This window comes from Paraclostridium sp. AKS73 (assembly GCF_025671395.1).
Lineage (GTDB): Bacteria > Bacillota > Clostridia > Peptostreptococcales > Peptostreptococcaceae > Paraclostridium > Paraclostridium benzoelyticum.
Genome location: NZ_JAIXHU010000065.1, coordinates 1 through 8,750, shown reverse-complemented (window position 1 = coordinate 8,750; position 8,750 = coordinate 1). Strand labels below are relative to the sequence as shown.

Here is an 8,750-nt window from a genome sequence, read left to right as displayed (position 1 = left end):
AGTAGATTATAATATACAATGATTATAATTACATCTATGAAAACATATTAATTATATATAGATATATGAAGAGTAGTACATTTCGTAATACCTAACTATCCTTTAAATGTATATTTAGGGTATAGTTAGTATAAAAGCAACTATATCTATATATTTAACGTTTTTTAACATATATCTTTTATTTTATTGATTTTTCATAGCTTCTCTTTTTGTTTTAATATTTGATTTTAATAAATTAATTTGCAATATTAAAATATTATTTGTCTACGTTAATATTATTTAACCTAAATCTACATTTTTTGAAAAATTATAGATTTACATCGTATTTAAATTATTATTATTTTTAATAAGAAAACTCCAAAAATATATTCTCTTACTATAAGATTAATAATTTATTGGAGTTTTCCTATTTATTTTATTTATATAATTTTCTGTAAATCTTAGCTATATCTTGAACATCCATTTGTACATAGTTATTATTTAAAAGCCTTTGTTGCGTTTCAATTACACTTTGTGCAAAAGAATCTATTTCTTCTTCTTTCATACCATATTCATATAAATGTTTTTAGATATTAAGTTACTTAATAAATTTTCCAAAGCTTCATACACATCTACATCAGTCTTAATTTCTAAAATTTCTGATATTAATTTATTTAAATTTTTAATTTTACCTTTAGGATTTTTAATATTATAGTATCTAAATACCTCTATAAAAAATTGATAATTAGCCTCTCCATGAGGTACATGATATTTTCCCCCTAGTGGATATGAAAGTGCATGAACTGCTCCAACCCCTGCATTTCCAAATGCAATTCCTGCATAGTTACTAGCTATTAAAAAGTCTTCTATTATTTCTTTTCTATATTCTTTGCCCTTTTCTATAACCTTTTTATATCCATCTATTATAATTTTAATTGCTTCAATACTAAACATTTCTGTAAAGTTGTTCGCATTTGGAGAAACATAAGCTTCTATAGCATGAATTAATGCGTCTATTGAGCTATACATAAAGAAATCATAAGGCAATCCCTTAACAAGTTCTGGAATAAGGACTGCATAATCTGGATATAACTCTGGTACAGCAAGACCCATCTTTGTTTCTTTGCTTTTTATTTCGGCAATTGATATGTTCGTAACCTCGCTACCTGTACCACAAGTAGTAGGCACTATTATTAGCTCTTTATCTTTTACTGCAGGAACTATTTTCTCAAAAAGTTTGCGAGAACAATCAGTATTTTTAAGGGATAATATTTTTGATACGTCAATAATTGAGCCTCCTCCAATTGCTATTACTCTTTTTATATTTTTAGGAGCTATATATTTAACTATTTCATCGATTATATCATCTGAAGGCTCTTTTAACTTATAGTCTTCTTGAAAAATATATTCACTATCAATGTTTAAATCTTTTAAGAAAAAATCATACAAAAACTTATTTGTAAATATTAAATCACCATTGCCTATTTTAAACTCCTCAATAAAAGCTTTACAAGTATTAAATTTAAAAATTTGAGGTTTTAATTCTATCATTTTCATTAGAGCTCCTCCTTAATTTAAAGCTTTTTCCAATGTTTTTTCATATTCCCAGATTTCTTCATCTGTTGGTGCGTTTGCTTGTGCATTATAAAAACCTATTCTTGATATGTTAATTAAATGCTTATAATCTAAGTTTTCAGAAATACTATTATTTCCCCATGAACCACAGCCTAATGTAGTAGTTGGGGCAAACCCATTGTAGAAGCTTCCTCCTGCTGAAGTTGATGATGGTTGATTTACAACAAGTCTACTTACTGTTAGATTAGTTGCAGCATATTTAATATGATCTTTATTATTTGAGTGAATAGCGCAAGAATGTCCTTTTCCTTCTACATTTAAATTAGCTTGGGCTATTTCTATTGCTTCATTAAAGTTTTCATACTCAAATGAAATCATCACTGGACACATTTTTTCTTTACATAATACATCTTCAAATCCTTTGCCTCTTGCTTTTAATACAATAACCCTTGTGTCTTTCGGAACATCTACTCCTGCTAAATTAGCAATAAATTGAACACTTTGACCAACTATCTTTCCATTAATCTTTCCATCTATAAAAATTACCTTTGCGAATTTTTCTATAGTTTTTTCATCTGATACATAGAAAGCTCCATTTTTCTTAAATTCTTCTATAGTTCTTTCATAAAGTTCTTTAGGTATTATAGCACTTTGTTCTCCTGAGCATATAATTCCATTATCAAAAGTTCTTCCAGTAACTATTTTTGTTACAGCTTCTTTTATATCGATGTCTCTATCGATTATACACTGTACATTTCCAGCTCCAACCCCATAAGCTGGTTTTCCACTACTATAAGCTGATTTAACCATTCCCATACCACCAGTAGCTACTACTACATCAGCTGATTTCATAAGCTCTAAGCTTAGGTCTATAGATGGTTCCTCTATAATTTGAATTAAATTTTCTGGTGCTTCAAATTTTTTGATAGCTTCATTAAATAAGTCTACTAGATATTTGTTACATTTTTTTGCTCTTGGATGGGGAGAAATAATAATAGAATTGCCTCCTTTTAATGCAAACATAGCGTTGCACATTGGTGTAACAATAGGATTTGTACACGGCGTTACAGCCCCAATTACTCCCTTAGGCTTAGCAACTTTAATAATTGCATTTTCCTTATCTTCTTCTAATATTCCTATTGATTTTTTATCTTTCAAATTATTCCAAATAACTTTTGATTTCCCTTTATTTTTAGCAACTTTATCTTCATAAACTCCCATTCTTGTTTCTTCAACTGCCATTTTAGCTAATTCTTCTGCTTTATCATATACAACCTTAGCAATTTCTCTTACTATTTCATTCACTTGTTCTTGAGTAAAATTTTCGTACTTACTTTGTGCTATCCTTGATTTACTTACCAATTCATCTATGTATGATTTTGTATCCATAATAAACCCCTCCACACTAGAATAAAATATGTTTATTCATTTTATTTTATTGTTTAATTTCAAATTAAAACTAACTAATTATAAGCTTTATGATATTTTAAATTATCAAATTTACTATTGAATCTATTTTCCCATTCTTCTATAAGATCATCTCTAAAATTAGGATGTGCTATATTTATAAGTGCTCTTGCCCTTTCTTTTAAAGATTTGCCTCTAAGTTCTGCTACCCCATATTCTGTAGCTACATAATGAACATCATTTCTAGATGTAGTTACTGCTGCTCCATTGTCTAAGAATGGAACTATTCTTGACACTGTTCCTCTTGATGCAGTAGAAGGTATAGCAATTATTGATTTTCCACCTTTGGACATATTAGATCCCCTTATAAAATCTACTTGACCTCCAACACCACTAAATTGCTTAAGTCCAATAGATTCTGAAGCTATTTGCCCCATTAAATCTATTTGAATACAAGAATTTATGGATATCATATTATCATTTTTACTTATTACACCAGGGTTATTTACATAGTCTACTGGAAACATTTCTACCATAGGATTATCGTTGACAAAATCGTATAGTTTTTTTGTACCCATTAAAAACGTTACTATCATTTTATTTTTATGTAGATTTTTTCTTCTATTTGTAATTACTCCCGATTCAACTAACTCAACTACTCCATCTGATATCATTTCAGAGTGGATACCTAAATCTTTTTTATCTTTTAAAAATAGAAGTACAGCATCTGGGATAGCACCTATTCCTAACTGCAGTGTTGCTCCATCTTCTATAAGTGTTGCACAGTTTTCACCTATAGCTTTTTCTATTTCTCCTATTTTAGAAGGCTTAAGCTCTATAATGTCATAATCAACCTCAACTATATAGTCAATATCTTTTATATGTATAAAAGAATCACCTAGCGTTCTTGGCATTTTAGGGTTAACCTCTGCTATTACAATATCTGCACATTCAGCTGCTGATTTAGTATAATCATTAGATATTCCAAAGCTACAATATCCATTTCTATCTGGCTGTGAGACCTGAATTATAGCTACATCTACCTTTAAATATTCTTCCTTAAAAAGTCGTGGAACTTCAGAAAAATGGCAAGGAGTATACTCTGCTCTTCCTTCTAGTACTGCCTCCCTAGTTGATGCCCCAACAAATAAAGAATTGTGTTTAAAGTTAAGCTCTTTGTCCTTTTTAACATACTCTCCAGGACCCATACCAATCATATGAACTATTTCTACATTAGAATAACTTTCACTTTCATTAACCATTGCTTCTATGACTTTTTTTGGCTCTCCTGCTGCATGACCAGTAACAATTCTACTATTACTTTTTATCTTTTTCGCAGCACCCTCTGCTGATATTAATTTTTCTTTATATAAAACCTTCCAGTTCATTATTTCACCCCTTGAATTCTAGGATCTTATAGTATTATTAGTTCTCTGCTTTAGCTAACTCTTTTATATTAGCTATATTTTTAGCTAGTTCTTTTTTCTTATTTAGGTTGCTTTGTCTTGAAATCATAATTCTTTGAGCCTGAGGTGAACCTGCTCCATGCATAGATTCAGTTCTATATCCAACAGCAGCAGTTCCTAAAGTAATATTTTCTATAAGTCTTAAAACTCTCATTCTATCTTCAGTAGGAACATGATCAACTCCTTTTAAATATTTGTCAATATAAGGACCTATTTTAGGATCTTTAAAATCTTTTTCAGAAGGCATAGTTACCATAATACCACCAGCAATATCTTCTGCTAACCTAGCAATTTCATATGGCATTCTTGTTATATTCTGCTTACAAACGTTTGCAAGAAGTAGATCTATTTGGTAATTTCCTGATTTTGTTTTACATCCCTCACATGAACAAGCAATACCACAACTGTATAGTGTTTCATTTAAATGAGTCATTTCAATAAGTTTGTCTTTTATATGTGAAGCTCTAGCTGCCCCATTATAATCAGCCGCTACTGCTGATGCTCCAATAAGTACATCTCCCACACCAACTTTACAACCACCATAGCTTTGTCTATGATATCCTGCAAATCTCTCTACTAAAATACCAGAAAACTCGACTTCACCATTTAAAAAGATTCTTTCATTTGGAACAAACACATCTTCAAAAATAGTTAATGTTTCATGCCCACCAAATGTTGAGTTACCCATATCTATATCTACACCTTCTTCAAGTTTTCTAGTATCACAAGATTGGCGACCATATATACTAAATATTCCCTCAGTATCAGTTGGTAAAGAAAAAGATATTGCCCAATCCTTGTCATCAGGACCCATAGTCATAGTTGGCATAACTAGAATTTCATGAGAATTAACCATACCAGTTTGATGCGCTTTAGCACCTCTTACTACAACTCCATCTTCCCTTCTTTCAACTACTCTTAAGAATAAATCTGGATCAGCTTGTTTATTTGGAGCTAATCCTCTATCTCCTTTTGGATCTGTCATTGCTCCATCTACAACTAAATCATTTTCTTGAACATATATCATATACTTTTTGAAATTTTCATGATAATTAGTTCCATGAGCTTCATCTATTTCAAATGTTGTACTATAAACTGCATTAAATGCATCCATTCCTACGCAACGTTGAAAGCATGACCCAGTTTTTTGTCCACATAAACGTTGCATTTTAACTTTATTAATCAAATCCTCAGTACTTTGGTGAATATGACAGAATCTATTTACTTTTTTACCTGTAAGATGAGAAGTAGCTGTCATTATGTCTTCATATTGTGGATCTTGAGCTAATTCATAAGTCATTGCTACAGAGTTAAGTGATGGACGAATTATAGGATTGTCTACAGTATTTTCTATTAACTCCCCAAATAAATAAACCTTTTGTTTTAAGTTTCTAATACTTTCTATGTATTGATCTTTTGTCATTAATGACATAAAAATACCCCCTATATAGTTTATATTTTGTAAACACTGTTTCATTTCACTTGCTTTATCTCTATACTTTACATACTGTACCTCTAAAACATTACGGTTATTGTGAATTTATTAAATCTTTTCAAGTTATGAGGATAATTAAAAGCATTGATAAAGTGATATTATTAAAGAAGTGTTGTGGAAATATAAAAATGTATTATTTAAATAAATTTAATTGTGAGTGTTATAACTCTACAAATACTTGGTTAGTGTTAAAAAAATAACAAAGTTATGATAGATTATTTGAATTGTAATTAGTGGCTGATAGGATTGAATTGATAATTTATTGTAAAGCCACCCCTATCACTCGTAGAGTTAATGCTTCAAAACATAGGCAGGTCTTCTGACTTAAGAATCATCACTTATGTGCGCCTTCCCTGATTTCAAGTGGCATATTGCACATAAATTCTTCTAATACAGCTACGGGATAGTTCAGGGTTTTCACCTGATTCCCTTTTAATTAATCAATGATACATATTGATTAAACCTATATTTTATATTGTTTGATTTTTGTTATTTTATATACATTTTATGCTATTAGAATAGCACTGTTCATATATAAAAGCAACCAAAATGAAAAATTCTTTCAAGATTGTATTTTTTTGAATACATAATATCATTTATCTACACTGTAATTAAAATCTTTAATTGAATTTTACATTTGCATCACCTCTATTATATTATTTAAGGAATAGTTGAAGTCAAAAAAAGACTATGCTATATTAAAAATATTAAAAGTTTAAATTTGGAGGTTTTAAAATGGCAGAAAGTAAAACTATTAAAATACATAATAAATCTGATAAGCCTGATAATATAGTTCTTAGAGATAATAGAGTTATCGAAAAATGTATACAAGTTGAAAATAACCTTCCTAGGTTTATGAAGGATTACTGTATTTATTTAAAAGGATCTGTATCGGTTACTACTAGACTAGCTTATTTAGAAGATATTCAATTTTTTTGTTCATATTTAATAGAAACTAAAGAAATTACAGTTGCTAATGAGATAAAAGAAATTACACTTAATGAGTTTAATCAAATAAAAGCACGAGATGTGAATCTATTCTTAGGAGATTATTGTACTAGATATTATAAGTATACTGATAAAATACTCATATATATGAAAATAACAACCGAGCTTTAGCACGTAAAAAGTCATCTTTGTCTACCCTATTTAAATTTCTTTTTAGAAATGATCAATTAGAAGCTAATATAACAGATGGGTTTAATCCAATTAAACTTCCCAAACCACAACCTGATGCTATTAAGCGTTTGGAGATAGATGAAGTTGCTAAAATGTTAGATGCTGTTGATACAGGTTTGGGTCTTACTGATAAAGAGAAAGTTTATTGGAAAAAGACTAAGCTTCGAGATAAAGCTATATTAGCTTTGTTTGTTACATATGGACTTAGGTTAAATGAACTTAGAGAACTCAATATTTCATCATTTAACTTTTCAAGAGGAGAGTTTAAAATTTATAGAAAAAGAGGTAAAGAAGTATTAATGCCTATAAATAATACTTGTGAGTTAGTTGTTAGAGATTACATTTTAAATGAAAGACCTAAAAGTGACATGTTAAGTGAAGATATGCAAGATGCACTATTTCTATCTCTGCAAAATAAACGAATGGATCCAAAGTCAATTAGACAGTTAGTTAAAAAGTATACTTCTATTTCTATGGATACTTCTAGAGATAAAGGTTATAGTCCTCATAAGTTAAGGGCTACAGCAGCTACCTCATTAATTCAAAATGGATTTTCTATATATGATGTTCAAAACTTATTAGATCATGATAATGTTACAACCACTCAATTGTATGCAGCTCATAAGAAAAATGTTAAGAGAGATATTGTTAATAATTTTGAATGGATAGATGACCTAGATGATATTGATGAATAAATTCTAATATAAGAACAAATGTTTGTATAAAATTGGTCAATATGCTAAAATATATAATATAAAACTAAAAATTAATATTAGAAATGAGATGATAACATGTATCTAGATTTAACGAATAAACAAATAATGATACTTGAGTTTATAAAAGATCAATTAACTCAAAAAGGGTATCCACCTTCAGTTAGAGAAATTTGTGCAGCTGTTGATTTAAGATCTACATCAACTGTACACTCTCATTTAAATAAATTAGAAAAGTTAGGGTACATCAGAAGAGATGCAACAAAGCCTAGGGCTATCGAAGTTTTAGACTCTAATAAAGGTGAAGGCGCTAATGGCCTTAATCAAGAGGTTCTTCACTTGCCTGTCCTAGGTCAAATAACTGCTGGAGAGCCAATTTTTGCAGAACAAAATATAGAAGAATACATACCATTACCTGCAAATTTTATTGTAGGCAAAGATAACTTCATATTAAAAGTAAAAGGCGAAAGTATGATAAATGCAGGTATTTTAGATGGAGACTACGTTATAGTTGATAAAGCTACTACAGCTTATAACTCTCAAATAGTAGTTGCATTAGTTCGTCAAGATAGTGCAACAGTTAAGCGATTTTTCAAAGAAGAAAATCATATAAGATTACAACCTGAAAATGACTTTATGGAACCTATAATTTTAGACCCATCTGAAGTTAGTGTACTAGGCCATGTACGAGGTGTATTTAGAGTAATAAAATAAAGAGATATGTTTTATAGACATATCTCTTTATTTTTTATAATTTTAGTTTTTATTATTTTAAAAACTTCAAAATAATTTCTGCTAACATACATGATATTCCTGCTGCTAAAAAGCTATACCCACTTCCCTTTGATTTTTTTATTTCAGCTTCATACTTATCTTTCGTATTTTTAATTTTTATTATTAGTTTTTTTATCTTTTTTTATATTTTTTGATTGTTCT

At 29.2% G+C, this 8,750-nt stretch carries 6 protein-coding genes, 1 pseudogene and 1 riboswitch; of the genes and pseudogenes, 2 read left to right on the top strand and 5 right to left on the bottom strand.

The window, feature by feature from the left end; all coding sequences use genetic code 11:
- Positions 1-415: 415 nt before the first annotated feature.
- The 5 genes from LEQ07_RS22265 to LEQ07_RS19190 form a co-directional block, all read right to left on the bottom strand.
- The gene (locus tag LEQ07_RS22265; protein WP_332843358.1) at positions 416-544 is read right to left on the bottom strand and encodes a hypothetical protein; all 129 of its coding nucleotides are present in this window, start codon (positions 542-544) and stop codon (positions 416-418) included.
- Positions 541-1,536 (bottom strand): 4-hydroxybutyrate dehydrogenase, encoded by a 996-nt coding sequence (locus LEQ07_RS19205; protein WP_332843357.1) that lies wholly within the window; start codon positions 1,534-1,536, stop codon positions 541-543. The genes LEQ07_RS22265 and LEQ07_RS19205 overlap by 4 nt, the downstream gene beginning before the upstream one ends.
- Before the next feature lie 12 nt (positions 1,537-1,548).
- Positions 1,549-2,943, bottom strand: coding sequence for an aldehyde dehydrogenase family protein (locus tag LEQ07_RS19200; RefSeq protein ID WP_046824072.1), 1,395 nt, complete (start codon positions 2,941-2,943; stop codon positions 1,549-1,551).
- A gap of 74 nt (positions 2,944-3,017) precedes the next feature.
- On the bottom strand, positions 3,018-4,349 hold the full coding sequence (locus LEQ07_RS19195) for an acetyl-CoA hydrolase/transferase family protein (protein ID WP_046824071.1): 1,332 nt from the start codon (positions 4,347-4,349) through the stop codon (positions 3,018-3,020).
- Between the two features lie 37 nt (positions 4,350-4,386).
- Positions 4,387-5,859, bottom strand: coding sequence for a 4-hydroxyphenylacetate 3-hydroxylase family protein (locus LEQ07_RS19190; protein WP_046824070.1), 1,473 nt, complete (start codon positions 5,857-5,859; stop codon positions 4,387-4,389).
- A 355-nt stretch (positions 5,860-6,214) separates the two neighbouring features.
- Positions 6,215-6,404: riboswitch (cobalamin riboswitch) on the bottom strand.
- Between the two features lie 253 nt (positions 6,405-6,657).
- Here LEQ07_RS19190 and LEQ07_RS22730 point away from each other — a divergent pair.
- Both LEQ07_RS22730 and lexA read left to right on the top strand, forming a co-directional pair.
- A pseudogene (locus tag LEQ07_RS22730) lies at positions 6,658-7,796 on the top strand (tyrosine-type recombinase/integrase).
- Between the two features lie 96 nt (positions 7,797-7,892).
- Positions 7,893-8,528: a transcriptional repressor LexA gene (gene lexA / locus LEQ07_RS19180; protein WP_046824068.1), complete on the top strand. Its 636-nt coding sequence runs from the start codon at positions 7,893-7,895 to the stop codon at positions 8,526-8,528.
- Positions 8,529-8,750: the final 222 nt, after the last annotated feature.